Origin of the sequence: Streptomyces sp. Ag109_G2-15, from assembly GCF_900215565.1 — a bacterium.
In the GTDB taxonomy this organism is placed as follows: domain Bacteria; phylum Actinomycetota; class Actinomycetes; order Streptomycetales; family Streptomycetaceae; genus Streptomyces; species Streptomyces diastatochromogenes.
This window is the reverse complement of record NZ_OCNI01000001.1, coordinates 1,227,353-1,242,993: the sequence shown is the minus strand read 5'-3', so window position 1 is coordinate 1,242,993 and position 15,641 is coordinate 1,227,353. Positions and strand designations below refer to the sequence as shown.

The 15,641-nt window shown below is 70.6% G+C and carries 13 protein-coding genes; 9 read left to right on the top strand and 4 right to left on the bottom strand.

The annotated features are described in order from the left end of the window. The first annotated feature begins 67 nt into the window (after positions 1-67). Positions 68-1,477, top strand: coding sequence for a cation:dicarboxylate symporter family transporter (locus CRP49_RS05180; protein ID WP_097257201.1), 1,410 nt, complete (start codon positions 68-70; stop codon positions 1,475-1,477). A 198-nt stretch (positions 1,478-1,675) separates the two neighbouring features. Here CRP49_RS05180 and CRP49_RS05175 read toward each other — a convergent pair whose 3' ends face one another. Beyond that, the gene (locus tag CRP49_RS05175) at positions 1,676-2,299 is read right to left on the bottom strand and encodes a TetR/AcrR family transcriptional regulator (protein WP_097252349.1); all 624 of its coding nucleotides are present in this window, start codon (positions 2,297-2,299) and stop codon (positions 1,676-1,678) included. Positions 2,300-2,416: 117 nt separating this feature from the next. On the opposite strand from CRP49_RS05175, the gene CRP49_RS05170 reads away from it, so the two are divergent. Then, positions 2,417-4,099 carry an MFS transporter gene (locus CRP49_RS05170; RefSeq protein WP_097252348.1) on the top strand — a complete coding sequence of 561 codons (1,683 nt, stop codon included), beginning with the start codon at positions 2,417-2,419 and terminating at the stop codon, positions 4,097-4,099. A 100-nt stretch (positions 4,100-4,199) separates the two neighbouring features. Further along, entirely contained in the window at positions 4,200-4,964 is a 765-nt protein-coding gene (locus CRP49_RS05165; RefSeq protein WP_097252347.1) for a DUF2127 domain-containing protein, read from the top strand. 15 nt (positions 4,965-4,979) lie between these two features. Here CRP49_RS05165 and CRP49_RS05160 read toward each other — a convergent pair whose 3' ends face one another. Genes CRP49_RS05160 through CRP49_RS05150 form a run of 3 tightly spaced genes read right to left on the bottom strand, consistent with a single transcriptional unit; the run spans position 4,980 to position 7,265 of the window. Beyond that, positions 4,980-5,399, bottom strand: a complete 420-nt coding sequence (locus CRP49_RS05160; RefSeq protein ID WP_097252346.1) for a hypothetical protein — start codon at positions 5,397-5,399, stop codon at positions 4,980-4,982. Between the two features lie 53 nt (positions 5,400-5,452). After that, the gene (locus tag CRP49_RS05155; protein ID WP_097252345.1) at positions 5,453-6,349 is read right to left on the bottom strand and encodes an aldo/keto reductase; all 897 of its coding nucleotides are present in this window, start codon (positions 6,347-6,349) and stop codon (positions 5,453-5,455) included. 1 nt (position 6,350) lies between these two features. Further along, positions 6,351-7,265 (bottom strand): NAD-dependent epimerase/dehydratase family protein, encoded by a 915-nt coding sequence (locus tag CRP49_RS05150; protein ID WP_097252344.1) that lies wholly within the window; start codon positions 7,263-7,265, stop codon positions 6,351-6,353. A gap of 46 nt (positions 7,266-7,311) precedes the next feature. Here CRP49_RS05150 and CRP49_RS05145 point away from each other — a divergent pair, with 46 nt between their 5' ends. The 6 genes from CRP49_RS05145 (at position 7,312) to CRP49_RS05120 (ending at position 15,592) form a co-directional block, all read left to right on the top strand. Further along, the gene (locus tag CRP49_RS05145; protein WP_097252343.1) at positions 7,312-7,833 is read left to right on the top strand and encodes an Lrp/AsnC family transcriptional regulator; all 522 of its coding nucleotides are present in this window, start codon (positions 7,312-7,314) and stop codon (positions 7,831-7,833) included. A 29-nt stretch (positions 7,834-7,862) separates the two neighbouring features. Then, entirely contained in the window at positions 7,863-8,291 is a 429-nt protein-coding gene (locus tag CRP49_RS05140; RefSeq protein WP_097252342.1) for a MerR family transcriptional regulator, read from the top strand. Then, on the top strand, positions 8,288-8,620 hold the full coding sequence (gene trxA, locus CRP49_RS05135) for a thioredoxin (protein ID WP_306459706.1): 333 nt from the start codon (positions 8,288-8,290) through the stop codon (positions 8,618-8,620). The genes CRP49_RS05140 and trxA overlap by 4 nt, the downstream gene beginning before the upstream one ends. Positions 8,621-8,767: 147 nt before the next feature. Beyond that, a complete protein-coding gene (locus CRP49_RS05130) occupies positions 8,768-12,730 on the top strand; it encodes a DNRLRE domain-containing protein (RefSeq protein WP_097252341.1) in 3,963 nt (1,320 codons plus the stop codon). Between the two features lies 1 nt (position 12,731). Further along, entirely contained in the window at positions 12,732-13,202 is a 471-nt protein-coding gene (locus CRP49_RS05125) for a hypothetical protein (protein ID WP_097252340.1), read from the top strand. 167 nt (positions 13,203-13,369) lie between these two features. After that, positions 13,370-15,592, top strand: coding sequence for a UvrD-helicase domain-containing protein (locus tag CRP49_RS05120; RefSeq protein WP_097257199.1), 2,223 nt, complete (start codon positions 13,370-13,372; stop codon positions 15,590-15,592). Positions 15,593-15,641: the final 49 nt, after the last annotated feature.

Below are 15,641 nucleotides of genomic sequence, written 5' to 3'. Positions count from 1 at the left end.
GCCCTCACAGAGCGGGAGATAGTCACGGCATCCCCCACAACCCCCGGACGTGAGCCGCACGCCGGTGATGCCGACGAAGACGTCAAGGAGGGCAGCCGTGGCCGCCACATCCCCCGATACGGCACCTGCCGCACCCCGCGTGAAGCGGGACCGGACCCACTACCTGTACATCGCCGTCATCGTGGCGGTCGCGCTCGGTATCGCCGTGGGGCTCATCTGGCCCGATGCCGGAGTCGAGCTGAAGCCGCTGGGCACCGGCTTCGTGAACCTGATCAAGATGATGATCTCGCCGATCATCTTCTGCACGATCGTGCTCGGCATCGGCTCCGTACGGAAGGCCGCGAAGGTCGGTGCCGTCGGCGGTATCGCCCTCGGCTACTTCCTCGTGATGTCGCTGGTCGCGCTGGCCATCGGGCTCGTCGTCGGCAACGTGCTGCACCCGGGTGACGGGCTGCACATCACCAACGCCATCAAGGCGACCGGGCACGAGCAGGTGTCCCCGGACGCGCTGCCGCCGGTCGACTTCGTCCTGTCGATCATTCCGACGACCTTCGTGTCCGCGTTCACCGAGGGCCAGGTGCTGCAGACCCTGCTGGTCGCGCTGCTCGCCGGGTTCGCGCTGCAGGCCATGGGGTCGGTCGGGCAGCCGGTGCTGCGGGGCATCGAGCACATCCAGCGGCTGGTCTTCCGCATCCTGTCCATGGTCATGTGGGCCGCGCCGATCGGCGCCTTCGGTGCCATCGCGGCCGTCGTCGGCTCCGCGGGTCTGGACGCGCTGAAGAGCCTCGCCGTGCTGATGCTCGGCTTCTACGTGACCTGCTTCCTGTTCGTCTTCATCGTGCTCGGCACGCTGCTGCGGATCGTCGCGGGGCTGAACATCTTCACGCTCTTCAAGTACCTGGCCCGCGAGTTCCTGCTGATCCTGTCGACCTCCTCCTCCGAGTCCGCGCTGCCGCGGCTCATCGCGAAGATGGAGCACCTGGGCATCAGCAAGCCGGTCGTCGGCATCACCGTGCCGACCGGCTACTCCTTCAACCTCGACGGCACCATGATCTACATGACCATGGCGTCGCTCTACATCGCCGACGCCCTGGGCACCCCGATGTCGATCGGTGAGCAGATCCCGCTGCTGCTCTTCCTGCTGCTCGCCTCCAAGGGCGCGGCGGGCGTCAGCGGCGCGGGTCTGGCCACCCTGGCCGGCGGTCTCCAGTCGCACAAGCCCGCGCTGGTCGACGGCGTCGGCCTGATCGTCGGCATCGACCGCTTCATGAGCGAGGCGCGTGCGCTGACCAACTTCGCGGGCAACGCGGTCGCCACGGTGCTGATCGGTACCTGGACCAAGGAGATCGACAAGGGCCGGGTGCAGCAGGTTCTCGCGGGTGAGCTGCCGTTCGACGAGACGACGCTCTTGGACGAGAACGAGGGCGCGGCCGCTGAGGTTCGCGAGGACGGGGAGAAGGAGCTGGCCAAGGCGTAAACACTCCGTTGGGCAAGCCGGTTCCGTTTCTGCGGGCCGGTGGGGGCTGGTCGCGCAGTTCCCCGCGCCCCTGAGGGGCGCGAAACGCCCCCATACTCCGGACGTCCGGCCCCGCCTGAACCCGGGCCGGGCGTCCGGGTACCGCCGCCGGGCGGCTGAGTCTCCCCCGTTAACTCAGCCGCCCGGCTTCCCTGTGCGCTACGACCCCTCAGTCACCTTGGCCACCAGTTCGGTGGCCGCGGAGGCGGGCACGCCCGCCGCGGTCAGAACCGTGACCGTGGCCGCGCGGCCCGCCTCCTCCGCTGTCACCAGCCCGTCGTTCACCGCCTCCGTCACCGCGAACAGCATCTGTTCGTGCACGTACGCGAGGGCCGGCGCGGGCAGCGGGGAGCTGAAGACGCCCTCGTCCAGGCCGTGTTGGAGCAGCCGCACCTTGTTCTCGCGCAGGGGCGCCAGGCGTTCGCGGATGCCCTGCACGGTGACCGTGCGCTGGGCCAGGGCGACCAGCAGCCGGTAGCGGTCGGCGATCTCCCAGATCGCGAGCACCGAGCGGGCCACCGCCTCCGCCGGGTCGGCCACCCCCGCCCGGGCCCCCGCGTCCGCCTCCGCCAGCGCCTGGACCGCCCCGTCGACGAGCGTGCTGATCAGCGCCTCACGGCTCGGGAAGTGCCCGTACACCGTCCGCCGTACGACCCCTGCGGCGCGCGCGATCTGGTCCATGGAGGCGTCGGGATCGCGCAGCAGCTCGGCGAGGGCGACGTCGAGGATGCGGCGCCGGTTGGCGTCGGCGCGGCTGGAGCTACCGGTGGTCATGGCAGTCATTCTGCACACCCCTCCTCGACTTGCACAGTGCTGTGCAACGACGTACATTGCACATGGCTGTGCAATTGCACGGTGCTGTGCAAGTCTCGTCGCGCTGTGAGGAAGGCGATCCCTGCCATGCGACTCGTCATGAACGAACCGGTCGACAGGACGGACCGGCCCTACGCCCGACGCTGGTGGGCACTTCTCGTGCTCTGCCTGAGCCTGCTGATCATCGTGATGGCCAACACCGCCCTCACGGTCGCGGCGCCCGACATGACCCGGGACCTCGGTCTGTCCAGCGCCGACCTGCAGTGGGTCATCGACGGCTACACCGTCCCGTACGCGGCGCTGATGCTCCTGCTCGGAGCGATCGGCGACAAGTACAGCCGCCGCGGCGCCCTCGTCCTCGGTCTCGTCGTCTTCGCCGGCGGAGCGGTCGGCGGCTACCTGGCCGGCAGTTCCACGGCGGTCATCGCGGCCCGTGCCGTGATGGGTGTCGGTGCCGCGCTGATCATGCCCGCCACCCTGTCCCTCCTCGCCGCGACCTTCCCGCGCGCCGAGCGCGCCAAGGCCATCACGCTGTGGACCGCCACGGCCGGCCTCGCCATCGCCGCCGGACCGGTGGTCGCGGGCGCCCTGCTGCGCGACCACGGCTGGTCCTCGACCTTCCTGATCAACGTGCCCATCGCCGTGCTGGCGATCATCGGCGCCCTCGTCCTCGTACCGCCGTCCAAGGCCGGGCACCACGACCGGATCGACTACGTCGGCGGACTGCTGTCGGTGATCTGGACCGGCTCGCTGATCTACATGATCATCGAGGGGCCGCACTTCGGCTGGGGCGTCAAGGCGGTCACGGCCGCCGTCCTCGCGGGCGTGGGCCTGGTCGCCTTCGTCGTCTGGGAGCTGCGCCACCCCCGCCCGATCCTGGACGTGCGCCGCTTCACCGACCGCCGTTTCGCGGGCTCCAACCTCGCCGTGGCCCTCTTCTTCCTGGCCGTCTTCGGCGCCTTCTACTACCTCACCCAGCACCTGCAGTTCGTCCTCGGCTACGACGCCCTGGAGACCGGCGTCCGCATGCTCCCGCTGGCCGGCGCGGTCTTCGTCGGCTCGGCCCTCACCGGCTGGCTCACCCCGCGCGTCGGCATGAAGCTCACCGTCACCGCGGGCATGGTCGGCGGTACGACGGCCCTCGCGCTGCTGACCCAGGTCGACGCGGGCTCGGCGTACGGCGACTTCGTGGCGCCCCTCGTCATCCTGGGCCTCGCCATCGGCCTCGCCCTCTCGCCCTGCACCGACGCGATCATGGGCGCCTTCCCGGAGTCCGAACTGGGCGTCGGCGGCGCGGTCAACGACACCTCGCTGGAGCTGGGCGGTTCGCTCGGCATCGCGATCCTCGGCTCGCTGCTCGCCACCTCGTACGGCGACCACCTCACCGACGCCACCGCGGGCAGCAAGCTCCCGGCGAGCGCCCTGGAGACCGCACAGGACTCGGTCGGCGCCGGGTACGCGGTCGCACAGGGCATCGGCGACAAGGCGCACCAGCTGGCCGCACAGGCCGCGCAGACGAGCGACCCCCAGCAGGCCGCGCAGCTCAAGCAGCAGGCCGCCCAGCTCGCCTCCGGCGCCCGGCAGATGGCGGACGCGGTCGGCTCCTCCTTCTCCGACGCCGTCGCCCACACCAGCCTGGTCGGCGCGGTGATCCTGGGCATCGGCACGGTCCTGGTGGCCGTCCTGCTGCCGCGCCGCGAGGCCGCCGTACAGGCGGTGCAGGAGGAGAAGGCCGAGGAGAAGGAACTGGCGGAGAGCGCAGCCGGCTGACCCCTTACCGCGTCTTCTCACTCGCATCCACTAGCGTGCCGCTCCGGAACCGGAACGGCACGTTCGTGCGTGTTCCCGAACGAACTTGGAGGCACGGGGGATGAAGATCGACTGGGACCGGCGGACCTGCGCGCGCAAGGGACATGTGACCTACGCGCCCGACGATCCGCGGCTGCGGGTACGGCTGCACGCGCAGACCGCGCTCGGCGACGTATGGCGCTGCCTGCGCTGCGGCGACTTCGCCCTGGGCGAGCCGCACGGCTCGGGGCCGGCCGACGAGGCACCGCTGGTGCCGCGCGGGAAGGTGCTGCGGGACCTGTTCATCCTGCGCTTCCTGGCGATCGAGCGGGCGGTGCGCGGGGTGTTCATCGTGCTGGTCGCGATCGCGGTGTGGAAGTTCAGCAACAGCCAGGACGCGGTGCGCCGCCTCTTCAACCAGAACCTGGACGTCTTCCGCCCGGTCTTCCGGCACTTCCACTACGACCTCGACCACTCACCGGTCGTCGACTCCATCCAGAAGGCCTTCGGCTACCGGCACTCCACGCTGCTGCTGGTCGCGGCCCTGCTCCTGGCGTACGCGCTGATCGAACTGGTCGAGGCGGTCGGCCTCTGGTACGCCAAGCGCTGGGCGGAGTACCTGACGGTGGTCGCCACCGCCGCCTTCCTCCCGCTGGAGATCTACGAACTCACCGAGCACATCAGCTGGTTGAAGATCGCCACCCTCGTCCTCAACATCCTCGCGGTCCTCTACATCGCCCTGGCCAAGCGGCTGTTCGGGCTGCGCGGCGGGCGCAGGAAGTTCGAGGAGGAGCGGCACAGCGCGTCCCTGCTGGAGGTGGAGGAGTCCGCCGGGGTGGCCGCCTGACCGTCCGTGCGGCGATCAGGCCGTCAGGAGCCCGACTCCCACGCTGACCACGCCTAGGGCGAGCGCGGCGGCCCCGGCCCACACCAGCGCGAACATCCCGTTCGGGCGGTCGACGTCGCCGCGGCCCGCGGAGGACGCGAAGAAGCCGCCCGGCAGCAGGATCGCCGAGGCCGGGACCCCGAGGCGCGCGATCCAGCCGACCGCCCCGGTCAGCCCGGCCGCGTCGGCGTACAGCAGGCACACCAGGCTGAGGATGACGAGCACACCGGCGTGCGCGTGGCCGGCTCGGGCGAACGCCTTCTGGAACGGCGTCATCGGCACCAGGCCGCGCACGATGCGGGTCATGAACCAGCCGCCGATCTCGATGGTCGGCACGGTGAGCAGGACGACACCGGCGAGGATGCGGCTGGCGTCGGTGAGGTGCAGGGCGTCCATGCGAAACTCCTGGATTCACTGGCTTCACGGGGCGTTGGTGTGGCAAGGGGGATTCACGGCGTCCGCGCTGCCCGCGTCAGACGTGTCAACTCCTCCTCGCCCAGCACCAGGTTCGCTGCCCCAGCCGAGTCCCGTACAGTCTCCGGACGGCTCGCGCCCGGGATCGGGACCACGGTCGGGGAGAGGGACAACAGCCAGGCGAGGCAGACCTGTTGGGGGCTCACCCCGTGCTCCCGGGCCACCTGGTGGAATACGGCGAACCGGTCCGTAGAGCCCTCCAGCCGGGACGGCCCGTCCAGCGAGCTGCGGGAGATGCCGCCCAGCGGGCTCCAGGGCAGGAACGCCAGTCCCAGTTCCGCGCAGAGCCGCCGCTCGGGTTCGCTGTCCTGGACCTCGGGGGAGTAGCGGTTCTGGACGGACACCAGCCGGTCGCCGAGGATCGCGCGGGCGCTGGGGATCTGGTCGGTGGTCACGTTGGAGAGGCCGGCCAGGCGGATCTTGCCCTCGTCCAACAGGTCACGCAGCGCGCCGACGGACTCCTCGAAGGGCACGGCCGGGTCGGGCTTGTGCAGCTGGTAGAGGCCGATCGACTCGATGCCGAGGCGCTTCAGGGAGGCCTCGGCGGCCGCCTTCAGGTGCGTGGGCGTGCCCGTCACCGTCCAGTCGCCGTCGGCCGGCCGGCCCCGGCCGCCCTTCGTGGCCACCAGCACGCCGTCCGTGTCGCCGCCGTAGGTCGCGAGTGCGCGGGCGAGGAGGAGTTCGTTGTGGCCGGGGTCCTGGCCCGGAAGATGGTAGGAGTCGGCCGTGTCCAGCAGGGTCACGCCCGCGTCGAGCGCGGCGTGCACGGTGGCCAGGGCGCGGGTCTCGTCGGGGCGGCCCTCGATGGACAGCGGCATCGCGCCGAGCCCGATCGCGCTCACCCGCACGTCGCCGAGGGTGCGGTATCTCATGTCACACGTCCTGTCCGAGGGTCTCGGCGACGGCCTTCGGCAGCCACTGCCGTACGTCACCGAAGGCGAAACCGAGCTGGGTGGCCCGGGAGTTGTCCATGCCGTAGGAGCGGTAGAAGGAGAAAGGGGAGACCTCGCCGACCTCCACGGCCTGGAACACCGCCTCGCCGCCGGGCAGGTGCGCGGCCACCGCCTCGCACAGCTCCCCGGTCGTCAGCGTCCCGTGGGAGGCGGCGTTGACGGGTCCGGTGAAGTCCTGGGTCGTCGCCCAGGCCAGGAAGTCGGCGATCTCCTCGACGTGGATGTACGTCGCCGGGTGGTTCACGGCGGGTACGGCGATCGGGGCGCCGGTGCGGACGCGGTCGGCGTAGTGCTGGAGGCGGCCCGTGAAGTCGTCGTCGCCGCCCAGGACATGGGCCACGCGGACGGACACGTACGGGAACTCCGGGCCGGCCGCCGCGAACACCGCCTCCGCCTGCCGCTTGCCCTCGCCGTAGTGGGAGTCGAGGAACTGCTCGTCGTCCCAGGGGAGTTCCGGGTCGACCGGGACGGTCAGCGGATCGACGGCCGTCTCGCGCACCGGGGCGGCCGAGTCCTCGTACTCGTACACCTCGACCGTCGACGTCATCACATAGCGGGCCGTGCGGCCGGTGAGGACCCGGCGGGCGACGGCCGCCTGGCGCGGGGTGTAGCAGACCTGGTCGACGACCACGTCGAAGGTGCGGGAGCCGAGCGCCTCGATCAGTGACTTCTCGTCATCGCGGTCCGCGACCAGGTGAATCGCGCCGGAAGGCGGGGCGGAGGAGCCGCGATTGAGAACCGTGACCCGGTCTCCGGCGGCCAGCAGACGTGCGATCAGCCGCTTGCCGAAATAGCGGTTTCCGCCGATGACCAGTATTTCTCGTCCCTGTCTCATGGACCATAATTTTCCGGGCGTAGCAGCGAAGTCTGAAGGGGAAGACATGGGAGTTCCGGCCACCGCACCGAAAGAACCACGGCAGCTGCGCGCCGCCACCGGCGAAACGTCGGCGGCCTTCGACGCGCTGGACCGGCAGATCCTCGAACTGCTCCAGACCGACGGCCGGATCAAGCTGAGCGAGCTGGGGCGCCGGGTGCGGCTCAGCCCGGCCGCGGTCACCGAGCGGGTGCGCCGGCTGGAGGCGGCGGGCGTGGTCGAGGGGTACGGCGCCCAGGTCGCGCCCGCGCGTCTCGGCTACGGCATCCAGGCCTTCATCCGGGTCAACCCGCACGGCGGCTACACCCTCAAGCACCCGAGGACCTTGGAGCTGCTCGACCGCCCGGAGATCACCGAGGTGCACCACGTGGTCGGCGAGGACTGCTGGATCCTCAAGGTCGCCGTCACCGACACCGTGCACCTGGAGGACGTCCTGGAGCAGACCTCGGCGCTCGGCCGTACGACGACCTCGATCGTGCTGTCCTCACCGGTGCGCCGGAAGCCGCTGCTGCCACCCGTCTTGCCTTGACGCCGACGTCAACACCTACGGTCGTAGACATGCGAATCGGCGAGCTGGCCGCACGGGCCGGAACCACCACCCGCACCCTGCGCTACTACGAGGCACGGGGGCTGCTGCCCGCCCGGCGCGACGACAAGGGACACCGCGCCTACGACGAGGCCGACGTCCGGCTGCTCCGGCAGATCCGGACGCTGCAGGACTTCGGGTTCGACCTGGAGGAGACGCGGCCGTTCGTGGAGTGTCTGCGGGCCGGGCACCCGGAGGGCGACTCCTGCCCGGCCTCCCTACTCGTCTACCGGCACAAGCTGGACGAGCTGGACGCGCTCATCGGGCAGCTCCAGGCCGTGCGGGAGACGGTCGCGGGGCAGCTGGAGCGGGCCGAGCGGGCCCGGGACGAGCTGGCGGCCGAGGCGCAGGTTCCGGGGGGTCCGGAACCGGTATGCGAGCTGGGAGAGCTGACGCGATGAGCTTGGTGAGCGGACTGGCCGAAGTGACGGACACGGACTTCGAGGCGGAGGTGATCGGCGCGGACCTTCCGGTGCTGGTGCAGTTCACCGCCGACTGGTGCGGTCCGTGCCGGCAGCTGGCGCCGGTGCTGAAGGACATCGCCTTCGAGGAGGGCGACCGGCTGAAAATCGTCCAGCTGGACGTGGACCGCAACCCCGCGACGACGGTCGCCTACGGGGTGCTTTCGACGCCGACCCTCATGGTGTTCCGGGACGGGGAGCCGGTCCGGTCCATGGTGGGGGCCAGGCCCAAGCGGCGGCTGCTGGAGGAGCTGGCCGACGTGCTGTAGCGAGCCGGCCGGCGCCCAGGACGAGTCGGCCAGGTAAAGACAGTGTACTTTCAGCCAAGATCCCTTGAACGAGAAGTGGGGTTGCTGTGAGCATCCCTTGAACTTCTCCGCTTGATCAAGGAATCTTCTTTGCCATCCCTCAGAACCGTGAGACGCACGGCGGTCCTGGCCGCCGCGGCGCTCACGCTCAACCTCACGCTCGCCACCGGACTCGCCGGTGCCGCGGCAGCCGCCGTACCGGACCTGTCGCAGAGCGGTACCCCGACCGACGGGTCGGCGGGGGACGCGGCCTCGGCGCTGTCCGAGGCCGCGGACACCGGTGAACCGGTCCACATCACGGGACTGGACGACGAGTTCTCGACCACCTACGCCAACCCCGACGGCACGCTCACCACGCGGATATCCGAGGGCGAGCAGCGGATCGCGGGCCCCAACGGCACCTTCGCCCCGGTGAACCTGACCCTCAAGCGGGCCGGCAACCGCGGCTGGGTCCCCAGGAACTCGCCCGTACCCGTGGTGGTGTCCGACGGCGGTTCGCGCACCGCCGCGACCCTGACCAAGAGCGACGGCTCGAAGGTCGGCGTCGGCTGGCCCACGAACCTGCCGAAGCCCAAGGTCCACGGCGGCGTGGCGACCTACCGGGTGTCCGCCACCGAGAACCTGGTCGTGTCGACCACCGCGAGCGGCTTCACGGCCCATGTCGTGCTCACCGCCCGGCCGTCCAGGTCCTTCTCGCTCACGCTTCCGCTCGTCCTCGGCGGCAAGCTCAGCGCCCGGCAGACCACGAACGGCGCGATCGCCCTGCGCCGCGGGTCGTCCGGCGCCACCGTCGCGTCGGCCCACCAGTTCACGATGTGGGACTCCGCGCACGGGGCCGAGGCCACCCCGGATGCCGAGCGCAAGGTCGCCACCACCCTGACCAAGGGCCCGGACGGCAGCACCTGGATGCGGCTGCGCCCTTCGATGAAGTTCCTGGCCAGCCCGCGTACGGTGTACCCGGTCACGATCGACCCGGACATCTCCTCGCTCAGCCGCAGTGGTGACACGTACGTCTACACGGACAGCACCACGCCTCAGATCAGCAGTTACCGACTGATGGTGGGCACGTTCGACAACGGCGTCACCAACTACCGCTCGTACCTGAACTGGAAGCTCGACGCCATCCAGGGCAAGCACGTGGTCAGCGCCAACCTGAAGCTCTACCAGTACGACGCCAACACCTGCACCGCCCAGCCGATGTCCGTCCACCCGCTCGACGCGAACTCCTCGCCCTCGACGGTGTGGGCCAACAGGCCGGCCGCCGACTACTCCGGCACGTGGTGGATCAGCGACAGCTTCAATCACGGCGACGAGACCGACGGCTGCGCCAACGCCACCGAGTCCATCGACATCACCAAGATCATCAAGGGCTGGGTGGACGGCACCCACGCCCAGCACGGCATCCAGCTGAACAACGCCGCCGCCGACCTCACGTACGGCAAGCGCTTCTGCTCGATGAACCCGGACTCGTCGCACAGCTCGTGCAACACCGCGACGCGCGAGCCCACTCTCGCCGTCACCTACAACACCCTGCCGGCCAAGCCCTCCGGCCTCCAGGCCACTCCGGGAAGCACCTCCGGCAGCGCCTCCTACGTCACTTCCACCACCCCGACCCTGGCCGCCCTGGTCAAGGACGCCGACTCCAACAGCCTCACCACCCAGTTCTCCATCGCCAACAGCAGCGGCACCGTCCTCACCACGGGCTCCGGAGCCTCGGTGGCGTCCGGCGCCAAGGCCACCTGGACGGTTCCCGCGGGTGTGCTCGCCGACCACACCACGTACAAGTTCCAGGTCCGCGGCCATGACGGCACCGACTACTCGGCCTGGTCCAGCTGGCTGAACTTCACCGTGGACACCTCCAAGGCGCCCAAACCCCCGGCCGACCTGCCGACCGCACTCCAGAGCGGCGCGAGCCAGACCCTCACCCCCATCCTGTCCGGCGTGGTCTCCGCTCCTTCCGGGAACACCGTCCAGGCCGAGTTCCTGCTGTACGACAGCACCGGCGCGGCCCTGGGGGGCAGCCCCCTGGCCACCATCGGCGCGGACAACGGCGAGCGGGCGGCCGTACAGGTCCCGGCAGGGCTGCTCAGCGACGGGGCCACGTACACCTGGAAGATGCGGGCCTGTTCCAACAGCCGCTGCTCCGGCTACACCGGCACCCAGAGCTTCACCGTCCATCTCCCCGCCGCGCCGACGACGCCCACCACGACCACGACGGTCATCGGCAGCTCGGCACTGACCCAGGCGACCGTGGACACGGGAGCCACCGACTGCGCCGGGGCCGCGTGCACCGGCTCGGCGGCGAGCACGCTGAAGGTCGGCGCCTCCGGCACCACACACTGGCGCAGCTACATCCTGCCCGACCTGTCCGCCATCCCCTCCGGTGCCCGGATCACCTCGGCGACCCTCAGCATGGGCACCGCCGGCTGCATGGGCACCTGCGAGGCGCACGACATCGAGGTCCACCCCCTCAACGCCGACTGGACCGCCGCCGGCACCGGCCCCGATCTGGTCGCCGCCGCCGACGGCAACGCACTCGACCTGAGCACCGCCGACCCGGCCTCGCTCGACGTCACCTCCGCCGTACAGCTCTGGCTCGACGGCTCGAACCCCGACCAGGGGCTCGCACTCCAGGCCGCCGACGAGGGTTCCGGCACCACCACCGGCGCCACCTACCCGGCCTCCGGCACCAAGCTCACGGTCACCTACATCGCCCCGGGCGCCCCCGACGCGCCCACCACCGTCACCGCCACGCCGACGGCCGCCGGACTGCTGGTCCACTGGAACGCCCCGGAGAACACCGGCTACTCCGGTGACATCTCCTCGTACACCGTCACCGCCTACGCGGCCGGCACCACCCAGCAGGCGGCGCAGACCTCGGTCGACGCCGCGACCGGCGGCACCACGGCCGTACTCTCCGGGCTCACCAACGGCGTCGGCTACACCGTCACCGTCACCGCGACCACCGCCCACGGCACCAGCGCGCCGGCCGCCTCATCGTCGGTCAGGCCCGCCGCGACGCACGCCGCGAGCACCACCGCCTACAAGTCGATCCTCCAGCAGTACCTCGACGCCCGCAGCGGTCTGCTCACCGGTACCTACGCGAGTGCGGACGCCGCCGTCGCCGCCAGCGCCGACGGGGCCGCGTTCAGCGCCCAGTTGCACATCGACGAGGACGATCTGCTCGCCGAGAAGGCGCGTCTGTCCGGTGACGGGGTCGGTTACTCCGGCATCACCACGAACCTGGCCGACACCACCGCCGGGCCCCTGACCAGTACCTCGGACCTGGTGTACACCCACCACACGGGCGCCACCACGATGACCGACGGCACCACTCAGAGCGGAGAGGACGCCCATGAGGTGTACACCTTCGACACGAGCGGCCCGTCTCCGGTGCTGACCCAGCGGCTTGACGCCACCGACTTCCTGAGCAGCCTGTCGGCCTCCGGCACCGCGGCCGCGCAGGTCCCGCTCGACGGGGACGACACGGACGTCACGGCGCCCGGCATGGACGCCTTCTACACCGACGGAGACGCCCTCCCCGTGGGCACCGCGCCCGCGGCCACCGCCAAGCGCGCTTCCTTCAGCCGCGGCGGCACCGTCTCCTGGGCCGCGGCGCACTACGCGGACGCGGACGAACTGCGGACCGACTGCACCAACTTCGCCTCCAAGTCCCTGAACCGAGGCGGCGGCGCGCACATGGAGTACGGATCGGTCATCGACATGAGGCGCAGCCCGTACGAGTGGTGGCGCAAGTCGAAGTCGGACATGACCTATTCCTGGTCCGCCGCCAACAACTTCGCCAATTTCATGGGCAACGAGGACAGCGTCACCTGGGTCCGGAACCTCAGCAGCGTCTCGGCCGGTGACATCATGCTGCTGGAGTACGCGGGCGACGGTGACTCCAACCTCGACCACGCGGCCGTGATCTACGGCACCGGTTCCACGACCAGCTCCATCAAGGTCTACCAGCACTCCAGCCATTACCGGAACACGAACCTCGCCGCCATCATCAAGCGCCGTCCGGGCGTCACGGTCTACATCGCCCACATCACACCCCACTGGTACTGATATGAACAGAACCCGAAAGACCATTCTGTGGCTCGCGCTCGGCCTGGCCCTTCTGCTGGCCGGGGGCGCCGCCCTCGCCTGGGGTGCCCCGCGCGACCAGTGGGACTACCGCCGGGCGAGCCGGGCCGGCCTGCCCGCGGTGACGTACACGGGCGACCGGAGCGCCCCCAGCACGCTGAAGCTCTATCTCGAGCTCTACGTGCAGCGCCTGAGTGACGGCGACGCGGACCGCCTGACGGACCTCTCCTGGCACCGCCGCTGGTTCGCCCGCCACGCCGAGGCGGCCGCCGCCCGCCGTGTCATCGGCACCTACGGCAAGGGGGCGGCGGGACCGGTCTCCATCGACCTCACTCCCGAGGACCCGTACGACGTCCGGGGCGGCACCATTCACTTCCGCCGCACCGGACAGCAGGAGACCTTCACCGTCTTCAAGCGCAACGGCCTGTGGCTGTTCGTCATCGGCTCGTCCTGACACGCGGCCTGAGCGTCGCCTGACACGAGAAATCCCCCGAGCAATTGCGCTCGGGGGATTTTCTTGCGTATATTCAATGGTTCGCGACTTCAAGGAGATTGAGTCGCAAAGAAGTTCAGTGAGCACAGTATATCCGTGCGGGAGTGGAATTGTCAAACAGCGATGAAATTCGCGGTGAGCAGGAATTCATCGACGGGCTGTACGCGCGCGTGGACGCCCTGCGCGGGCACACCGAGGCCGGCGTCGCGGACGCGCTCGCGCAGGGCAACACGCCCATGCAGGCCCGGCTGGAGCGGGACATCCTGGTCGCCGAGCGGTCCGGGCTGCTCGCCGCGCTGAACGCCGTCGACGGTTCGCTGTGCTTCGGCCGTATCGACCTGACCTCGGGCACCAGCCACCACATCGGGCGCATCGGCCTGCGCACCGACGACGCCGAGCGCACCCCGATCCTGATCGACTGGCGTGCCGACGTCGCCCGCCCCTTCTACCTGGCCACCGGCCACACCCCGATGGGCCTGCGCCGGCGCCGGCACATCACCACCGACGGCCGTACGGTGACCGCCCTGCACGACGAGATCCTCGACCTCGGCGACAGGACCAGGACCGGCCACGAGGACCCGACCGGCGACGCCGTGCTGCTCGCCGCCCTCAACTCCGCGCGCACCGGCCGTATGAACGACATCGTGCAGACCATCCAGGCCGAGCAGGACGAGATCATCCGGGCGCCCTACCGCGGGGTGCTGGTGGTCGAGGGCGGCCCCGGCACCGGCAAGACGGCGGTCGCCCTGCATAGGGCCGCGTATCTGCTGTACGAGCACCGGGAGTTGCTCGCCAAGCGCGCCGTCCTGATCGTCGGCCCCAACCCGGCCTTCCTCGGCTACATCGGCGAGGTGCTGCCCTCGCTCGGCGAGACCGGGGTGCTGCTGGCGACGGTCGGCGAGCTGTTCCCGGGCGTGAAGGCGACGGCGACCGAAGGCCGGGAGGCGGCCGCGGTGAAGGGCCGCGCCGACATGGCGGACGTACTCGCCGAAGTCGTACGCGACTGGCAGTCGCTGCCCGATCCGGTGATCGCGATCGAGCACGACCGCGAGATCCTGATGCTCGACGACGGCCTGGTGAAGGTCGCCCGCGAGCGCACCCGCGCCGCCAAGCTGCCGCACAACGTGGCCCGGGAACACTTCGAGGGCCACATCCTCAACACGCTCACCGAGCTGTACGCCGAGCGCGTGGGGACCGACCCGTACGACGGCAGCAGCCTGCTGGACGCCTCCGACATCACCCAGATCCGCGACGAACTCGCCGAGAACCCCGAGGTCTGGACGGCCGTCGACCAGCTGTGGCCGCGTCTGACGCCGCAGCGCCTGGTCGCGGACTTCCTCGCCGACCCCGTGGGCTATCTGCCCGACGACGACGCGGCCGCGATCCGCCGCCCGGTGACCCGGGCGTGGACCGTGGCGGACGTACCGCTGCTCGACGAGGCGGCCGAACTGCTGGGCGTCGACGAGCGGGTGACGCGGGCGCGGGCGGAGCGGGAGCGGGAGACGCAGGTGGCGTACGCGCAGGGCGTCCTGGACGTCTCGTACGCCTCCCGGACCTACGAGTTCGAGGACAAGGACGAGGAGGACTCGGAGGTCCTGTCCGCGCACGACATCATCGACGCCGAGCGGTTCGCCGAGCGGCAGGAGGAGGACGACCACCGCAGCGCCGCCGAGCGGGCGGCGGCCGACCGGACCTGGGCGTTCGGGCACATCATCGTCGACGAGGCGCAGGAGCTGTCGCCGATGGCGTGGCGGCTGCTCATGCGGCGCAGCCCGACCCGCTCGATGACCCTGGTCGGCGATCCGGCCCAGACGGCGGAGGCGGCGGGCGTCGGCTCCTGGTCGAAGATCCTCCAGCCGTACGTCGAGGACCGCTGGGAGCACACGCGTCTCGGCGTCAACTACCGTACGCCGGCGGAGATCATGGCCGTCGCGGCGGCCGTCGTCCGCGCCGAGAACCCCGGCTTCGAACCGCCCAGCTCGGTCCGTTCGACGGGGGTACGGCCCTGGGCGCGCGCCACCGACGACCTGCCCGGCGCCGTCGCCAAGGCGGTCGATGAGCTGACGCCCGCCGAGGGCCGGCTCGCGGTCATCGCCCCGCGCTACCTGCACCGCAAGCTGGCCGCACGGCTGGCCGGGGTGACGGCGGGCGCCGAGCCCGACCTGACCCAGCACGTCGTCCTCCTCGACCCCCGCCAGTCGAAGGGCCTGGAGTTCGACTCGGTCCTGGTCGTGGAACCGGCCCGCTACGGCACGAGCGACCTGTACGTGGCACTCACCCGGGCGACCCAGCGGCTGGGGGTGCTGTACACCGGCGAACTGCCGAAGGCTCTGGCCGGCGCCTTTGCGTAGGTGGGTGACCGTCAACGAGTACGAGGCCCCCGGGCAACCGCTGCCCGGG